The sequence below is a fragment of the Kitasatospora sp. NPDC094019 genome (genome assembly GCF_044764505.1).
Taxonomy (GTDB): domain Bacteria; phylum Actinomycetota; class Actinomycetes; order Streptomycetales; family Streptomycetaceae; genus Kitasatospora.
In genome coordinates, this window is sequence record NZ_JBIWIF010000027.1 from 1 (window position 1) to 16,334 (window position 16,334).

At 74.9% G+C, this 16,334-nt stretch carries 14 protein-coding genes; all 14 read right to left on the reverse strand.

What is annotated here, in order from left to right; all coding sequences use genetic code 11:
• Positions 1-129 precede the first annotated feature (129 nt).
• Entirely contained in the window at positions 130-1,977 is a 1,848-nt protein-coding gene (locus ACIQ9P_RS36070) for a hypothetical protein (RefSeq protein ID WP_402365843.1), read from the reverse strand.
• A gap of 234 nt (positions 1,978-2,211) precedes the next feature.
• Positions 2,212-3,510, reverse strand: coding sequence for an MFS transporter (locus tag ACIQ9P_RS36075; protein ID WP_402365845.1), 1,299 nt, complete (start codon positions 3,508-3,510; stop codon positions 2,212-2,214).
• Positions 3,507-4,289, reverse strand: coding sequence for an alpha/beta fold hydrolase (locus ACIQ9P_RS36080; RefSeq protein ID WP_402365847.1), 783 nt, complete (start codon positions 4,287-4,289; stop codon positions 3,507-3,509). The genes ACIQ9P_RS36075 and ACIQ9P_RS36080 overlap by 4 nt, the downstream gene beginning before the upstream one ends.
• On the reverse strand, positions 4,286-5,428 hold the full coding sequence (locus tag ACIQ9P_RS36085; RefSeq protein WP_402365849.1) for a GNAT family N-acetyltransferase: 1,143 nt from the start codon (positions 5,426-5,428) through the stop codon (positions 4,286-4,288). The genes ACIQ9P_RS36080 and ACIQ9P_RS36085 overlap by 4 nt, the downstream gene beginning before the upstream one ends.
• The gene (locus tag ACIQ9P_RS36090; protein ID WP_402365851.1) at positions 5,425-5,991 is read right to left on the reverse strand and encodes an SET domain-containing protein-lysine N-methyltransferase; all 567 of its coding nucleotides are present in this window, start codon (positions 5,989-5,991) and stop codon (positions 5,425-5,427) included. The genes ACIQ9P_RS36085 and ACIQ9P_RS36090 overlap by 4 nt, the downstream gene beginning before the upstream one ends.
• Complete coding sequence (locus tag ACIQ9P_RS36095; RefSeq protein ID WP_402365853.1) at positions 5,991-7,241, reverse strand: hypothetical protein; 1,251 nt, start codon at positions 7,239-7,241, stop codon at positions 5,991-5,993. The genes ACIQ9P_RS36090 and ACIQ9P_RS36095 overlap by 1 nt, the downstream gene beginning before the upstream one ends.
• Entirely contained in the window at positions 7,242-7,979 is a 738-nt protein-coding gene (locus ACIQ9P_RS36100) for a class I SAM-dependent methyltransferase (RefSeq protein WP_402365855.1), read from the reverse strand.
• On the reverse strand, positions 7,976-9,166 hold the full coding sequence (locus tag ACIQ9P_RS36105; protein WP_402365857.1) for a hypothetical protein: 1,191 nt from the start codon (positions 9,164-9,166) through the stop codon (positions 7,976-7,978). Before ACIQ9P_RS36105 ends, ACIQ9P_RS36100 begins: the two co-directional genes overlap by 4 nt.
• Positions 9,159-10,334: a lysine-2,3-aminomutase-like protein gene (locus tag ACIQ9P_RS36110; RefSeq protein ID WP_402365859.1), complete on the reverse strand. Its 1,176-nt coding sequence runs from the start codon at positions 10,332-10,334 to the stop codon at positions 9,159-9,161. The genes ACIQ9P_RS36105 and ACIQ9P_RS36110 overlap by 8 nt, the downstream gene beginning before the upstream one ends.
• Before the next feature lie 122 nt (positions 10,335-10,456).
• Positions 10,457-11,488 (reverse strand): serine hydrolase domain-containing protein, encoded by a 1,032-nt coding sequence (locus tag ACIQ9P_RS36115; protein ID WP_402365861.1) that lies wholly within the window; start codon positions 11,486-11,488, stop codon positions 10,457-10,459.
• A 357-nt stretch (positions 11,489-11,845) separates the two neighbouring features.
• A complete protein-coding gene (locus ACIQ9P_RS36120; RefSeq protein WP_402365863.1) occupies positions 11,846-12,934 on the reverse strand; it encodes a glycerate kinase in 1,089 nt (362 codons plus the stop codon).
• Positions 12,931-13,767 (reverse strand): sugar phosphate isomerase/epimerase family protein, encoded by an 837-nt coding sequence (locus ACIQ9P_RS36125; protein WP_402365865.1) that lies wholly within the window; start codon positions 13,765-13,767, stop codon positions 12,931-12,933. The genes ACIQ9P_RS36120 and ACIQ9P_RS36125 overlap by 4 nt, the downstream gene beginning before the upstream one ends.
• Before the next feature lie 136 nt (positions 13,768-13,903).
• Positions 13,904-15,052, reverse strand: coding sequence for a dihydrodipicolinate synthase family protein (locus ACIQ9P_RS36130; RefSeq protein WP_402365867.1), 1,149 nt, complete (start codon positions 15,050-15,052; stop codon positions 13,904-13,906).
• 71 nt (positions 15,053-15,123) lie between these two features.
• Complete coding sequence (locus tag ACIQ9P_RS36135; protein WP_402365869.1) at positions 15,124-16,275, reverse strand: Gfo/Idh/MocA family protein; 1,152 nt, start codon at positions 16,273-16,275, stop codon at positions 15,124-15,126.
• Positions 16,276-16,334: the final 59 nt, after the last annotated feature.

The window sequence follows — 16,334 nt, forward strand, 5'->3', positions numbered from 1 at the left end:
GAGTTGACTCCACCCCCGTCGTTCTCCTCATCCCCGCTGGGGGGGGGCTCCGGTTACCGTACTCCCCCCACTACCCGGGGGGGGGGGGGGGGCCCCCCCCCCCGCCCGCCCGGCGCCCCCACCACCGGGTCAGACGGGGTCCGCCCTGACCGCGGTCCGGGTGGCAGGGGCGAGGACGACCGGGGTGAGGGCCGCCGGGGTGCGGGTGGCGAGCCCGAACGGGCGCAGCCGCTCCCAGCCCCGCGATTCGTACCAGGACCGGTCGAAGCCGGCCACCGGCGGGACGTGCAGGGTGCCGCTCTGGAGGCCCTGGGCGAGGGTGCGCCACAGCTCGTCGACCAGGGAGCAGTGCCGCACCGCCTCGGCGAGCTCGGCGGTGGTGAACGGCGGGCCCTCCATCCGGACCAGCCGGATGTCGTAGCAGCCGCGGTAGCCGTGGCCGAAGACGGTGAACGGCGGGTGCCAGACCTGGGCCCCGGGCGCGCGGATCGTGTACCGCACCCGGGAGGCGACATGGCCGCCGTGGTGGTGCTCGGCGTGCTCCGCGATGTCGGGCACCTGCGGCGGGAAGAAGTAGTGCCGTTTCTCCGGGATCTCCGCCCGGTCGTACTCGCCCGGGGCGAAGTGCCAGCGGTTGTACATCATCCGCTGGGCGGACCGCCACAGGATCGGCGCGGTCTCGTCGCCGACCCCGGCCATCCTGGTCGGGTGCGGCAGGCAGCAGCAGAAGAAGTCGCCCTTCTTGAGGGCGAGGACGCCGTCGGGGCTGCCGGGCCGGACGCCGCGCAGCCCGGACAGATCGCGCACCGAGCTGCTCATGCCGTAGTCGGCGTCGGTGGCCACGATCGAGGACAGCACGACGGCCGCCAGCAGTTCGCCGACCGCGCCCTGGGCGGGGGGTTCCGGTCCGGGGTCCGCTTCGGCGGTCGCGTCGAGGGCGACGGCGGCCAGGGTCATCGCCCGCAGGTCCGCCCGGACGTCGCCGGTGGGGGCCACGCCGAGGTTCAGCCGGCCGTGCCGGGCGACCAGTTCCGGCATCGTCACCGGGTCGCGGGGCAGCGGGAAGTCGAGCAGCCGCTCGTTCTTCACGAAGGTCAGCCCGTTGATCCGCCGATAGCGCATCAGTTCCGAACGGTCCACGTCGTGCATCAACTCGCGGACCAACTGGGCGAGTTCGAGCAGTGTGAGGCCGGTCGCGCTGCCCGGTCCGCGGTCGAGCGCGGCGCAGTACTGGGCGTGCCGGTCGAGCAGGAACTCGCGCAGGCCGGTGGCGGAGAGCTGGAGGCCGTTGAACTCCTCGAAGCGCACCGAACGGCCGCTGACGAACAGGCAGTAGGCGAGGACCACGAACAGCCGGTCGGCCGGCCGCCAGTCGTCGACCGGGGACGCCCGGAGGCCGGTCAGCAGGCCCTGCCGGGTGAGGGTGTTGGTGCCCGCGTCGGACTTGGAGAAGACGTCCCGGCCGATCAGGATGTAGACGCTCTCCACCCGTTCGACCCAGTCGGCGAGCCGGGCCAGCCGCTCGTCCAGCTCGCCGTTCTTCTCCCAGGTGCGCAGGAGGGTGTCGGCCTCGTACCGGTCGGCGGCCTCCCGGGCCTCGACCACCCGGGTCTCCTCGCCCACCGCGTCCAGTACTTCGGCCGGGACCCGCAGGCCGCCGACGCGCTCGGCCTCCGGGCCGGGCGGTTCGCCGGGTGCCCAGAGCGACAGGCCGGCCAGCGGCGAGCGGGTGAGGGTGACCGTGGCCGCGCCCGCCGGTCCGTCAGGGGCCGGGGCCGGGGCCGGGGCCGGGCCCGCGGCCAGGAACTCCACGTCGCCGCGGCCGAGCACGTGCTGCACCAGCAGCGACTCCCAGGTGGTGAGCCGGGAGCAGGCGAGCCGCAGGGATATCCGTCCGTTTCTGGTGAGCTCCGCGAGCAGCAGCGCGGTGGCACCGGCGCCGGCGGCGGGGGCGCCGTCGGCGGTCCGGGGGATCATGACCGCGCTCCCGGCGCGCACGGCCTGTCCGGGGTGGCGCTGGACGGGCCGGTCCCGGCGGCCCCGGCAGGTCCGCCGAGGCCGTGCGGGCACACGAGGATCGTGCAGATGACTCCAATTGTCGCCATGGTCCTGCCTTTCCATCGGAAGTGACAGATCGAAAGGTGCGAGAGGGAACGAGGTGCGCTGCTCCGGCCGGCCTCACCGGCCGACCGGAGGGGGTGGTGCGGACCGCTACGGGGCGGCGGAGGACTCGGCCGCCCGGGGAGCCGTCCGGTCGGCCGTCCGGTCGATCGGTACGTCGGTCGGCCCGTCGGTCGGTACGGACCCGGACTCGGATCCGGACCCGGCGGAGACCATCGGCAGCCGGGTGCAGAGGCCCAGGGACAGCAGGGCGCACCCGAGGGCGACCCCGGTCTGCGCGCCCAGCCCGAGACCGGCCGTCAGACCGCCGACCATGGCCCCGGCCGGATAGCCGGCCATGTTGAGGCTCGCGGAGACGGCGAGGGTCGCGGTCGCCCCGGTGTCCGGGAGCAGTCGCTGCCGGAGACCGAGCAGCCCGACGTCCATCGGCCCCACCGCCACCCCGAGCAGCACGAACATCGCGGCCAGCCAGGCCACGGCGGGGTGCAGGAAGAGTCCCGCCAGGCCGAGCGCCGTCAGGGCGGCGCCCAGGACCAGGTACCGGCGCTCCGCGCCGTCGGTGATCCGGTGCCCGGCGGCCAGCGAGGAGACGATGCCCAGCGCCCCCGCGATCGACCAACTGGTGCCGGTCCAGGACGGGGCGGCACCGAAGCCGGCCGAGACCAGCAGCGGCAGCGAGACCACGAGCACACCGACCGCGACCTGGTACAGGAAGTACACCCCGGTCAGACCGCGCAGCACCGGGTGGACCAGGATCCCGCGCACGGCCTCGACGGCGCTGCGCAGGCCGACCTCGCCGCCGGCCTCCGGGGTGGTGCGTCCCGAGGCGGCCGCCACCAGCGCCGCGGCCAGGAAGGCCACGCCGACCACCGCCACGCTGTGCCGGCCGCCGAACACCGTGACCGCGATCCCGGCCAGGGCGGGCCCGGCCATCGCGGCCAGGCCCGAGACGGTCGAGTCGAGCCCGTTGGCCGCCCCGCGCAGCGGCGCGGGCAGGGAGAGGGCGACGTAGCTGCGGAAGGCGACGTTGCCGAAGGCACTGGTCAGCGAGGACAGCAGGGCCAGCCCCCAGAGGGTCCAGATGCCCCCGGCGCCCGCCGACGCGCCGAAGGCGATGCCGAGCGTGGCGGCCGCCTTGATCAGGTAGTCGACCGCCATCCACGCGGTGACGTTGCGGCCCTGGAGGAAGCCGCCGCTCAACGGGCTGAGCAGCAGGCCGGGCAGGGTGGCGAGCAGGACGGCCAGGCCGGCCGCCGCGGGGCGGTGCAGGTCCTGCACCACGAAGATCACCACGGTGACGTCGAACATCACCTGGGCGAACCGGCCGACCGCCGTCGACAGGGCGAGCTGGGCACAGATCCGGTCCGCCAGGACCTTGCGGTAGCTCACGCCGGCGCCTCCTCCTCAACCGTCCGGGCCAGCAGCCGGCCCACCGCCTCCGGGTCGTCCAGCCACGGCACGTGCCCGGCCCCGGGCACCGTCAGGGCCCGGCCGTCCGGCAGCGCGGCGGCCAGCTCGCGCCCCGACGGGGCACCGGCCCACGGGTCCCGCTCGCCGTTGACGACCAGCACCGGCGCGCCGACCCGGGCCGCCGTCGCCGTCAGGTCCTCCTCCGGCACCCGCCCGGAGAGGAAGGCGCGGACGGCGTGGAGGTCCCAGCTCCGTTCGCAGGCTGTCAGGAACTCGCGCTGGGCCGGTCCGAGCACGGGAAAGGTGAGGGCCAGGTCGGCGAGCAGGAGCGCGCGCAGCTCGCCGTCGTCGGCCGGCACCCGGTCGGGCGGAGTGGCCCGGGCCCGGCGCGCGGTCTCCCGCAGCGGGCCGTCGAGCGCGTCCAACCGCTCCCGCAGCAGCTCGGGATGGTCGGTGCGGTCCCGCAGTTGGGCGCCGACCAGGACCACCGCGCGGACGGCGCCGGGGCTCCGGGCGGCGGCGCGCAGGGCCGGGCGGGTGCCGGCGGAGTGGGCGAGGAGGACGACCGGTCCCTCGGCGCCGGCCGCGTCGATCAGCCGGACCAGCCGGTCGGTCTGGACGGCGAACGGGTCGCCGCCCGGCCCGCAGTCGCCCGCCCCGACCAGCCGCCGGCAGTCGGGCGGCAGCGGGAGCCCGGCGAGGGTCTCGCCGCCGAGGCCGGGCCCGCCGGGCGCGAGCACGACGGTCGGCGGGCTCATGTGCCGCTCCCGGCCGGGGCGCGGTCGGCGGAGCCCCCGGGGGCGGCCTCGGCCGCGAGTTCGTCGACCAGCCGCTCCGCCGCCGGGTCCAGGCCCCGGATCCACAGCGCCTGCCGGTGGGCGACGCAGCCGCGCAGGTTCTTCGCCTCGTCCGCCGCCGGGCCGTACTCCACCGCGTGGTAGCCGTGCGCGGCGGCGTGCTCCACCAGGTGGTAGTAAGCGAGTTCGAAGTAGACCGGCAGCCCGGTGATCGACGCGTAGTCGAAGCCGGGGAACAGCGCGTACACCCGCCCGGCGTAGGTGCTGGACACCACGCAGCCGAGGATCCGCCCGTTCCGCTCGGCCAGGTGGGCCTCGGCCCGGCCGTCCTCGATCCCGGTCAGCGCCGCGACCCAGTCGGCGTAGCGGTCGAGGTCGACCCGGCCGCCGTGCCGGGTCACGTTCTCCTCCGCCAGCTCCACCAGCGGCCGGGCCAGCTCCCGGGTGAGCGGCACCGTCCGGCAGGTGATGCCCGCCGCCCGGACCCGGCGCCGCTCGCTGCGCACCGAGATCCGGCGCTTGCTGGTCATCCGGTCCAGGTAGTCGTCGAAGCCGGTCCACGGCCCCTCCAGCGCCCACCGGGGCGTCAGCGGGAAGCGCCGGTAGCCGCGCCCGCCGAGCAGGGCGACCAGGTCGCGTTCCCGCTCGTCCACGCTGGGCCAGCAGACCGAGGCGGCGCCCCGCGACCGCCCCCACTCCTCCAAGGAGTCGACCACGGCCGCGAGTTCGGCCGAAGTGGCCTCGCCCGGCCGGTGCGCGACCCGGCTGTCGTACCAGCCGCCGGCCAGCAGGGTCGGGAACAGCGGCGCCCCGAGCGGCTCGGGGATCTCCAGCAGGACGTCGGGGCGGCACAGGTCCTCGGTGCACTCGTGCCCGAACAGCCAGCCGGCGGTGCCCGCGACCGCCGTGCCGTCGCGTTCCGCCAGGGCGGCCCTGGCGTCCCGCAGCCCGCCGCCGTAGGTGCCGGGCCCGACCTCCATCCAGCCGGGCAGCAGGAACAGGTCCCGTTCGCCCAGCAGCGGCAGCCAGGACCGGGAGGGGACCTCCTCGATCCTGAACAACCTCGCACCGGTGGTCCGTTCGGGTCGCACGGCGGTCACGGCTGCTCCTCCGGGTCGGGGCGGTCGGCCGGGGCTCCGTCCACCTGGCCGGCCCGCAGCGGGAGTTCCTGCGGGACGCCGGTGGCGGCGGCCAGCGCCGGCGCCATCCGCCGGTTCCACTCCGCGGCCAGTTCCGCCGTCGGCGCGCCGCCGGAGGACCGCACCGACCCCGGGCAACTCCCGGCGCCGCAGCGGCAGTCGAACTCCCACGGCTCGTCGTACCGGAAGGTGCGGTAGTCCCCGGTCACCTCCTCGCCGGCCCCGATGTCGCGGACGGCCAGGCCCCCGGCGAGGCCGTGGTCCAGGACAGTGGCCTCGCAGGAGTGGTTGAGCAGGTGCGCGCCCCGGCAGGGGAGCAGCAGGCTCCGGTCGGCCAGGCGGTAGCCGAACTCGTCCAGCCAGTCGACCACTTGCGGGGCGAGGGCGAGCTGCTCGGCGGTGTCCCAGGTCCGGCACCGCGGACACGGTCCCCACAGCACCGTTCCCATCGGGATGTCGCGCAGCGCGACCAGGCCGGTCCCCGCGACCGCGCTGAATCCCGGGTGGAGGGCGGAGTGCAGCATCAGCCGATCCCCAGGATCTGCTCCAGCTGCCGCTCGACCTCGGCGACAGCCGCGTCGTCCCGGCCCACCACCAGGTAGCGCCACTTGCCGTCGACCGGGCGGGTGTCCGCCGTCAGCACGGCCCGCGCCTCCGCCGCCGGGTCGGCCAGACCGGCCGAGGCAAGCTTGGCGGCCGCGCCCGCGAAGTCCAGCCCGTCCGGGCCGAGCCTGACGTCCGCCCGCCAGTGCACCGGGGAGTCCCCGGGCCGCAGCCGGCGCGCCAGCTCTTCCAGGTACGTACCGCCGGTGCGGCGGACGTTGGCCTCGGTGACGACGTAACCGCCGTCGTACACCCCGCAGTCGACGTCGTAGATGCCGCGGTAGCCCTGCCCGTGCAGCCAGCCGCCGATGGCCGCGGCCGCGCGGCGCAGCTCCTCGTGGTGGGGGCCCTCGGCGGCCGGGGTCACCATGCCGGTCCAGGCGTTGTTCACGGTGCGCTGGTCGCAGCTGTAGAAGTCGGTGGCGCCCCGGTCGTCGATCGACAGTTCCATGCTGGGCGTCGCCGTGAACGGCAGGAACTCCTCGTACACCCAGCCGCAGTCGCGCGCGGGCTGCCCGGACACGGCGTCCAGGACCTGCCGCTCGACCGACTCCGGCCCGTTCGCCCGGATCACGGTGTTGCCGAAGCCGTTGGAGCCCCGGTTGGTCTTGATGATCGCGGCCGGCCGGTCGGCCAGGAACTCCACCAGGGCGGCGGCCAGTTCGGCGGCGGTCTCGGCGAAGCCGCCGTCCGCGACCGGCAGCCCCAGCTCGGTGGCGGTCCGGCGGAAGCCGTCCTTGGTGTTGATCAGACGCAGCGCGTCCAGGGTGGCGTCCTCCGGCAGCCGGGTGTACGGCAGCACCCGCACCCCGGTGCGGCGGCCGAAGTCCAGTACCGGTCCGTCCAGCACGAACGGCTTCAGCTCGGGGCGGTCGGCGATCCGCCCGATCGCGCCCAACTCGGCGGCGACGTCCAGCGCGTGCACCCCGCGGACCTCCGGCGGGGCGACGATCTCGACCCGGTCCACGTCCAGGCCGACGACCTCGGCCACGTAGTCGCGGAACGCGGGGGTGCACGGCGCCAGCGTCACCACGCAGTCGCCCGGCCGCGCCTGCCAGAGCTTGCGCGGGGTCGCGGCGGCCATCGCCCGCCGGTAGGCGTCCGTCGGCTGCTCGGCCATGATCTCGCTGACGATGTTGGCCAGGATCGTGCGGCTCGGTTGCTCGCTCACTCAGTTCGCCTTCCGCTTCGCTGTGAACAGGGCGTGGCCCGCGTACATCCAGACCACGTCGACCTCGACGAAACCCGCCTCGCGCAGCCAGTCCAGGTGCTCGGCCACCGAGGACGGCTTGTCGACCGGGTCCGGGCCGGGCAGCCGGTAGTGGTTCCACTCGGTCCGCTCGAACGCGACGGCGGCCTCGTCGCCGCCGAACTGTTCCGCGGAGGCGCGGCGTACCGCCTCCTCCCAGTGGTCGCCCGCGAGCGTGCGGGCGGAGGCGCCGGCCGGCTCCACCAGGTCGGCCATCACGAACACGCCGCCCGGCACCAGCATCGTGTGGATGTCCCGGTACAGCAGGCGCTTTCCCTCGCCGTCGAGGTGGTGGACCGCCAGCGAGGTCATCACGCCGCCGTAGCCGGCCTCGGTGCGCCACGACCGGTCCTCGATGTCCGCCTCGACGCTGTCGTGGCGGTCCGCGAACGGCTCCAGCCGCTTCGCGGTCAGCGCCAGCATCTCGGGGGAGCGGTCCAGCACGGTGACCCGGTGCGCCGGGTCACGGCGCAGGTACTCCTCCGAGAGGCGCCCCTCGCCGCAGCACAGGTCGAGCACGTGCGGGACGGGGATCCCGGTCAGCAGGTCGCACACGGCGGCGGTCTGCTCGGCCCGGCGAGGGACGAAGGCGTCCCCGTACTTGCTGAACACCTCGGTGTCCGAGAGCTGCCAGGTGTCCACGGGGGACGTGTCGGTCATGATGCCTCCATCGGTTCGGGCAGAGCTTCGAGAATCCGCTGCGCGCACAGCCAGCGGGCCAGCGGCCCGCACTCCGGCGGCGTCCCGTGTGCCTCGGGAGGGCCGGTGAGGACCGCGTCCAGCCAGCCGCGCGGTACGGGCCCGTCGGCGAACTCCGCCGCTTGGCCCAGGGCCGCGACGGTGAGCCGCCCCGGCCCGGCGGGCGACCACAGCACCGGCGCCGACGACTCCCGGCGCACGGTGCGCGGCGTGGTGCCCGGCCCCTCGGGCGGGGCCGGCCGCATGCCGAGCGCGGACAGCCGCGCGAGCAGCGCGCCGTCGTCGCCGGTGGACCCGACGTGCGCCCGGTAGTCGGCCAGCCAGTCGGCCGGCACCTCGCCCCGCAGCCGGTCGCCCCACAGCGGGAGGAGTGTCGCCCCGACGTCCAGGGTCCGGGTGTACGAGGCGATGTTCAGCGCGACGGACGGCTCGTGGGTCTCGCCCACGTGCCAGATGCCGCTGCGCCAGAAGAAGCCGCCGCCGGTGGTGGCGGTGAGGACGTGGCCGTGTTCCGGCACCGAGCGGCGGTCGAGGTCCGGCAGGTACTCCTCCGGCAGTTCGGACTCGGGTTCCACGTCCTCGCGGACCGTCGTCCCGGCCGGCACCCAGTCCGTGCCCCGCCAGAAGTGCATGCTCTTGCGGCCGGACAGGACGAGGTGGAGGTTGGTGCAGCCCTCCCGGTGGATGCCGCCCGGGGTGTTGCGGTAGGCGCCGTGGAACACCTCGACCTCGACATGCCCGGGCGGCAGCCCGAGGCGCCAGAGGTGGGGCGCCAGCAGTTCGACGACGGCGCGGAACAGCGTCCGGTCGTGCTCCTGCACCGCGCGGGCGTAGACGAAGCGGTCGTCGTCCGCGCCGAAGGTCCGCTGGCGGTCCAGCCAGGCGGCCGGTCCGGCGGCGTCCGCCCCGGTGGTCGGCCAGGAGTCCGGGTCGGCCACCGGCTCCCCGTTGACGTGCAGCTTCACATGGTCGCCGCGCAGGCCGGCCGCCTCGGCGGCGAAGGTGCGGGTGAGGGCCGACCAGGCCAGCCCGGCGGTCAGTTCGGGGGCGGACCAGGTGAGTGCCGAGGTGACGCCCCCGGGGTCGGCGAAGGCGACGCTGCCGGGGCTGCGCGTGGGCGCGGACCGGGACGCGAGGTCCTCAGCCATGGGTCGGATCCTCCTCGGTGGCTGTGGCTGTGGCTGTGGCTGCGGCCGTCGTTGTCGTTGCCGCGGTCGCTGTCGGGTCCGCGGTCGCCGTCGGGTCCGCCGCCGTCGTCGCTTCCGCGACCCGCGGCGGGTAGTGGTGGCGCTCGCCCCACGGGTCGGTGACGACGTGGGTGTCGCCCGTCCCGTCCTCGCCCGGCTCCAGGTAGGAGGGGCCGATGGGCACCTTCCCGTGGCCGCCGGGGATGTCGAGGACATAGGTGGGCTGGCAGGTGCCGGAGACCCGCCCGCGCAGCCGCCGGACCAGCTCCTGGCCCTCGGCGACGCTGGTGCGGAAGTGGCTCGTGCCCTGGGCGAGATCGCCGTGGTGGAGGTAGTAGGGCTTCACCCGGTTGGCCACCAGCGTCCGGAACAGCCCCTCCAGCGCCTCCGGGGTGTCGTTCACCCCGCGCAGCAGCACGGTCTGACTGAGCAGCGGCACACCGCCCCGGTTCAGCCGTCGCAGCGCGTCGCGCGCCGCCGAGCCGATCTCCTGACTGTGGTTGGTGTGCACCACCACCCAGACGGGGGTGTCGGTGGCGAGGGCGTCCACCAGCTCGTCGGTGACGCGCTCCGGGTCGACCACCGGCACCCGGGTGTGGAAGCGGATCACCTTGACGTGCTCGATCGCGTCCAGCGCCGCCATGATCGGGCGGAGCTTGGTGGGTGCGATGATGAGCGGATCGCCGCCGGTGAAGATGACCTCCCACACCTCCTCGTGGCTCCGGATGTAGTCCAGCGCCGCCTCCAGTTCCGCCTGGCCGAGCATGCCCTCGCCCGGGCCGACCACCTCGCGGCGGAAGCAGAACCGGCAGTAGACCGGGCACAGGTGCATCGGCTTGAGCAGCAGCCGGTCCGGGTAGCGGTGGGTGATGCCCTTGACCGGGGTGAAGGGGTCGTCGCCGATCGGGTCCGCGCGCTCCTCCGCGGTGATGAGGAGCTCGGCCCCGGTCGGGACGAACTGTCTGGCGACCGGATCGTCGACGTGCGCGATCTGTTCCTGCATCACCCCGGTGATGCTCACGGCGTACCGCTTCGCGACGTCGCGGAGCTCCGGCAGGCTCTCCTCGTCGATGAGGCCGTTCTCCAACAGGGACTCGGTGGTCCTGATTGTGCGGGGACGATTACGCATGGCTCCGCCTGTCCTGTGCGGTTTCATGGATTCAATGCCAGCGCCCGTATCAATGACCGGCTCTATCTCAATGACATGTTCTTCACGACGCACATTTCCGTGCGCTTTTACTGTCCGGTAATTCAGCGTGCCGTCCGGACGAGCACCCGTCCGGGGTGGAGCCGTTCGTCCGGGTCCTCGGGCTGTCTCGTCACCGTGGTGGCGAGCGCGAGGTCGCGGTCCGGCTCGTACGCCATGACCACGCCCCAGCTGCCGCAGTGGCCCCACCACTGCCCGGACCCCAGCGGGATCCGGTAGACGCCCATGCCGCGCCCCTCCGCGCCGTGCGCCGCGACGGGCGCCAGCATGGTCGCGAGCGTGGAGGGCCGTGCGAAGACCCGGCCCCGGAACAGCGCCCGGACGAACGCCGTCAGATCGGACATCGTCGAGACCAGTCCGCCGCCGCCCCAGAGGTCGCAGGACGGATCGACGGCCAGCAGGTCGGTACCGGACACGTACTGGTGCGCGCGCTCCGCGCCGGCCTCGGGGGTGGGCTCCAGCGACTCCAGGTGGATCGAGTCCAGGCCCAGCTCCCCGAGCGGCAGCAGCTCGCGGTAGGCGGCGGCGAGGGGCCGCCCGGTGACGCGTTCCAGCACCTCGCCGAGGATCACGTAGCCGGTGTCGGAATAGTGGAACTCCGCGCCGGGAGGCGCGAGTCGGTGCCCGTGCTCGACCGCCCAGCGGACCTGCTCCAGGCGGTTCCAGCGGTGCCCGGGGTCGGCGAACGCCTCCGCGTCGTAGGCGGGGTCGCCTCCCCAGTCGTACAGTCCGGCCGTGTGCTGGAGCAGTTGGCGCAAGGTCATCCGGGCCGGCTCGTAACCGCCCTCGGCCAAGGCCCCGAGGACCGGCCCGGACGCCAGCGCCGAGACCGGTGCGGCCAGCGTCAGGTCACCGCGCTCCACCAGCCGCAGGACCGCGGCCGCGGTGAAGGTCTTGGTGACCGAGGCCACCCGTACGGCCGCCGTCGGGCGCAGTTCGCGCCCGGTGGCGGCATCGGCGACTCCGGTGGCCCCGGCCCAGTGCCAGTCCTCACCGCGCAGGGCGGCCAGGACACCGGGCTGTCGGGGGGTCGCGGCGTGGCCGGCGCGGAGTGCCTCCGCGAGACCGCGGGGCACCGTCGGCCGGGCCGGCCGACGGGCCGGACGGTCGGAACGATTGCTTCCGTTTGATCGCACACTCCTCACCCCATCCCCGATGTGAAAGACCCACCCCCGTGGACGTGCTCGGCATTGCGGAAACAACGATCAAGGGCATCCGGAGTTCGACGATCTGTGTCCGGATCACCCAGGCGCAATACTCGCATCCGGACCCTGGCATGACAACAGTGCGTAGAGGCCCCTTTTCGGGACCGATCCCGAGCTGTGTATTTTGCGGATGAATGACGGAGTGAGGAGGAATCCTTTACCAACCGCGGCTGTGCCACCGCGGCTGTGTCACCGCGGCTGTGTCACCGCGATCGGGGCGACGGGGTGTCAGGCCGGGCCGGGAGCGGCGGCGCGGGCCAGCCTGGCGCCGGCGCGGGTCAGCCAGTGGAGCGCCCGGTGCCGCGCGTCGTCGGGGTCGCCGGCCAGCGCGACGAGGGTGAGCGCCCGGACGTCGGTGGAGTCCCCGGCGACCAGCCGGGCCGGGACGCCGGCCCGGGCGGCGCGGCCGAGCACCTCTCCCACCACCTTGCCCTGGAGGCTGGTGGCGTCGAAACGGCCCTCGCCGGTGATCACGAGGTCGGCCCCGGCGAGGGCCGTGTCCAGGCCGAGGAGGTCGGCGACGGCCGCCGCCCCGGGGGTGATCCGGGCTCCCCAGGCGGCCGCCAGGCCGAAGGCGGTGCCACCGGCCGCGCCGGCACCGGGCTGCCCGGGGTCACCGCCGAGCAGCCGCGCGTAGCGTCCCAGTCCGAGTTCCAGCAGGGCGGCCTCCGCGGGGCCGGCGCCCTTCTGCGGGCCGTAGACCGCCGCGGCGCCGTTCGGGCCGAGCAGCGGGTTGGTGACGTCGGTGAGCAGGCGGACGCCCCCGGGCGGGGCCGGGCGGAGGCGGTCGAGGTCGACCCGGGCGAGGGCGGCGAGCGCGCCGCCGCCGTCGGGGAGGGGGGTCCCGGAGCGGTCGAGGGCGCGCAGGCCGAGGGCGGAGAGCAGCCCGGCGCCGCCGTCGGTGGAGGCGGAGCCGCCGAGGGCGACGGTCAGCGCGGTGGCCCCGGCGTCGAGCGCGGCGGCGATCGCCTCGCCGGTGCCCCGGGTGGTGGCGGTGAGCGGCGCCGGCCGGTCCCCGAGCAGGGGGAGCCCGCTGGCGGTGGCGAGTTCGACCAGCGCGGTGCCGTCGGGGAGCCGCAGGTACCGGCCCGGGACGGGTCGGCCGTCGGGGCCGGCGCAGCCGGGGACTTCGTGGGCGGTCGCGCCGGGGCGGGCGGCGGCCACCGCGTCGAGGGTGCCCTCGCCGCCGTCGGCCATCGGCAGCGGGAGCAGCTGGTCCGCGGGCCGTACCGAGCGCCAGCCGTCGGCGAGGGCCCGGGCGGCCTCGGCGGCGGTGGCGGTGCCCTTGAAGGAGTCGGGGGCGAGGACGATCCTCATGCCGCGGCCACGTGGGCGAGGTGGCGTTCGGTCAGGGTGCGCAGGGTCTCCTCGCCGGGGGTGTCCCAGACCCGCTCGTTGAAGATCTCGACCTCGATCCAGCCGGTGTAGCCGGCGGCGGTGACCTGGTCGGTGAGGGTGCGGAAGTCGATGTGTCCGTCGCCGACGTGGCCGCGGCCGAGCAGGGCGTCGGCGGGCAGCGGCAGGGTCCAGTCGCAGACCTGGTAGGAGGCGATGCGGCCCTCCCGGCCGGCCCGGGCGATCTGCTCGGGGAGCTGGGGGTCCCACCAGACGTGGTAGCTGTCGACCACGACGCCGACCTGGGTGGCGGGGTGGGGTGCGGCGAGGTCCAGCGCCTGGCCGAGGGTGGAGACGACGGCGCGGTCGGCGCAGAACATCGGGTGCAGTGGTTCCAGAGCCAGTCGGACCTTGAAGTCCCCTGCGTGCGGGGCGAGTTCGGCGATCATGTCGGCGACGGCGCGGCGGGCTCCGGCCAGGTCGCGGCTGCCCTCGGGGAGGCCGCCGACGACCATGACCAGGGTGTCGGTGCCGAGTTCGGCGGCCTCCTCGACGGCCCGGAGGTTGTCGGCGAGCGCGGCCCGCCGTTCGTCGGGGCCGGTGGCGGTGAGGAAGCCGCCCCGGCACAGGGTGCTGACGGTCAGTCCGGCCTCCCGGCAGAGCCGGGCTGAGCGGGCGAGGCCGGTCTCGGCGACCTTGTCCCGCCACAGGCCGATGGCGGGGATCCCGGCGTCCGCGCAGCCGCGGACGGCTTCGGGGAGGCTCCAGCGCTTGGTGGTGATCTGGTTGAGCGACAGGCGGGAGAGTCCGGTCACGGTGCCGGGCTCCTTTCGGGCGGGGCGGCGGGAGGTGCCGGGGCGGGGGGACGCGCGAGGTCGGGGAGAAGCGGGGTCGGAGAGGCGCGGGGTCGGGCGCGCGGGGAGGGCCGCGGACGCGGGGCGGCGGGTGCCGTCAGCCGAGCGGTGCCGCCACGGCCAGGTAGCGCCGCATCCGGTCGGCCGCGAGCTCGGGGTCGGGCAGGATCCCGGCGGCGTCGGCGAGCCGGAACAACTCGACCAGGTGCGGGACGGAGCGGCCGCTCTGCGCGCCGCCGACCATGGTGAAGTGCTCCTGGTGCCCGGCCAGCCAGGCCAGGAGGACCACGCCGGTCTTGTAGTGGTAGGTCGGGGCGGCGAACAGGTGCCGGGCCAGCGGCAGAGTGGGGGCGAACAGGGCGTCGTACCGGTCGAGGTCCCCGGCGTCCAGGGCGCGCAGCGCGGCGGCGGCGACCGGGGCGATCGGGTCGAAGACGCCGAGCAGCGCGTCGCTGTGGCCGAGTTCGTCGCCGCGGACCAGGGCCGGGTAGTGGAAGTCGTCGCCGGTGTAGAGGCGCACGCCGGCGGGCAGGGCGCGGCGCAGCGCGACCTCGTGGTCCGCGTCCAGGAGCGAGACCTTGATGCCGTCGATCCGGTCGGCGTGCGCCCGGACGAGGTCGAGGACGGTGGTGGTGGCGGTGGCGACGTCCGCCGATCCCCAGTAGCCGGCCAGGGCCGGGTCGAACATCTCGCCGAGCCAGTGCAGGATCACCGGCCGGTCGGAGCGGCGGATCAGATCGCCGTAGAGGCGCAGGTAGTCGTCGGCGCCGCGGGCGCTGGCGGCGAGGGCCCGGCTGGCCATCAGGATCGGTCGGGCACCGGCGTCCTGCACGACGTCGAGCTGCTCCGCCCAGGCGTCCGCGATGTCGGTCAACCGGTGCTGTCCGGGGGCGAGTTGGTCGGTTCCGACGCCGCAGGCGAGGAGTCCGCCGGTGGCGCGGGCCTCGGCGCCGGAGCGGGTGATCAGTTCGCGGGTGGCGGCCCAGTCGAGGCCCGCGCCGCGCTGGGCGGTGTCCATCGCGTCGGCGACGCCCAGACCGAGCGACCACAGGTGGCGGCGGAAGGCGAGGGTGGTGTCCCAGTCCACGTGGGCGGGCGCGCCGGGGGAGTTGGGGCCGAGCGGGTCGGCGACCACGTGGGCGGCGGCGTAGGCGGTCCGGGAGACCGGGGCGGGGGCCGTGGCGGGCACCTGGGCGGGGGTCCGCATCCGGTGGCGGCCGTGGCCGGGGAGGTCGATCGAGGTCATGGCGTCAACGCAATCGCTGAGGGCGGCCGGGGGCGCTAGGCCGGGGCGCGAGGTCGGGGGCGGTGAGTGGGTCAGAGCGTCAGGTCGGGGACGTCGAGGCGGCGGCCCTCGCGGGCGGAGCGCAGGCCGAGTTCGGCGAGCTGGACGCCCTTGGCGCCCTCCAGGAGGTCCCACCGGTACTCGGAGCCGGTCACCACGTGCCGCAGGAACAGCTCCCACTGCGTCTTGAAGCCGTTGTCGAACTCGGCGTTGTCCGGCACCCGCTGCCACTGGGCGCGGAACGGCTCGGTGGCGGGCAGGTCGGGGTTCCAGACCGGCTTGGGGGTGGCGGCCCGGTGCTGGAAGCGGCACTCGCGCAGCCCGGCCACGGCGCTGCCCTCGGTGCCGTCGACCTGGAACTCGACCAGTTCGTCGCGGTCGACCCGGACCGCCCAGGAGGAGTTGATCTGGGCGGTGATGCCGCCCTCCAGCTCGAAGATGCCGTACGCGGCGTCGTCGGCGGTGGCCGCGTACGGGCGGCCCTGCTCGTCGACGCGGCGCGGGACGTGGGTGGTGGTGTGGGCGTAGACGGAGCGGACCGGGGCGATGATGCCGTCCAGCACGTAGCGCCAGTGCGGGAACATGTCGAGGACCATGCCGCCGCCGTCCTCGGCGCGGTAGTTCCAGGACGGCCGCTGGGCGTCCTGCCAGTCGCCCTCGAAGACCCAGTAGCCGAACTCGCCCCGCACGGACAGGATCCGGCCGAAGAAGCCGCTGTCGACCAGGCGCTTGAGCTTGAGCAGGCCGGGGAGGAACAGCTTGTCCTGGACGGCGCCGTGGCGCACCCCGGCGTCGCGGGCGAGGCGGGCCAGTTCCAGCGCGGCGTCCAGGGACTCGGCGGTGGGCTTCTCGGTGTAGACGTGCTTGCCGGCGGCGACGGCCTTGCGGATCGCCGGTTCGCGGACCCGGGTGAGCTGGGCGTCGAAGTAGATCTCGGCCAGCGGGTGGGCCAGGGCCTCGTCCAGGTCGGTGGTCCAGTGGGTCAGTCCGTGGCGCTCGGCCAGCTCCTGGAGCTTGGGGGCGCTGCGGCCGACGAGGATGGGCTCGGGCCACAGCACCTCGCCGTCGCCGAGCGGCAGCCCGCCCTGTTCGCGGATGGCGAGGATCGAGCGGACGAGGTGCTGGCGGTAGCCCATTCGGCCGGTGACACCGTTCATGACGATGCCGATCACCCTGCGGGGCATGGGAGTTCTCCGATTCGTGAGGTGCGGGAGCGGGGCCGGGCGCGCCGCGGCGCCGACCG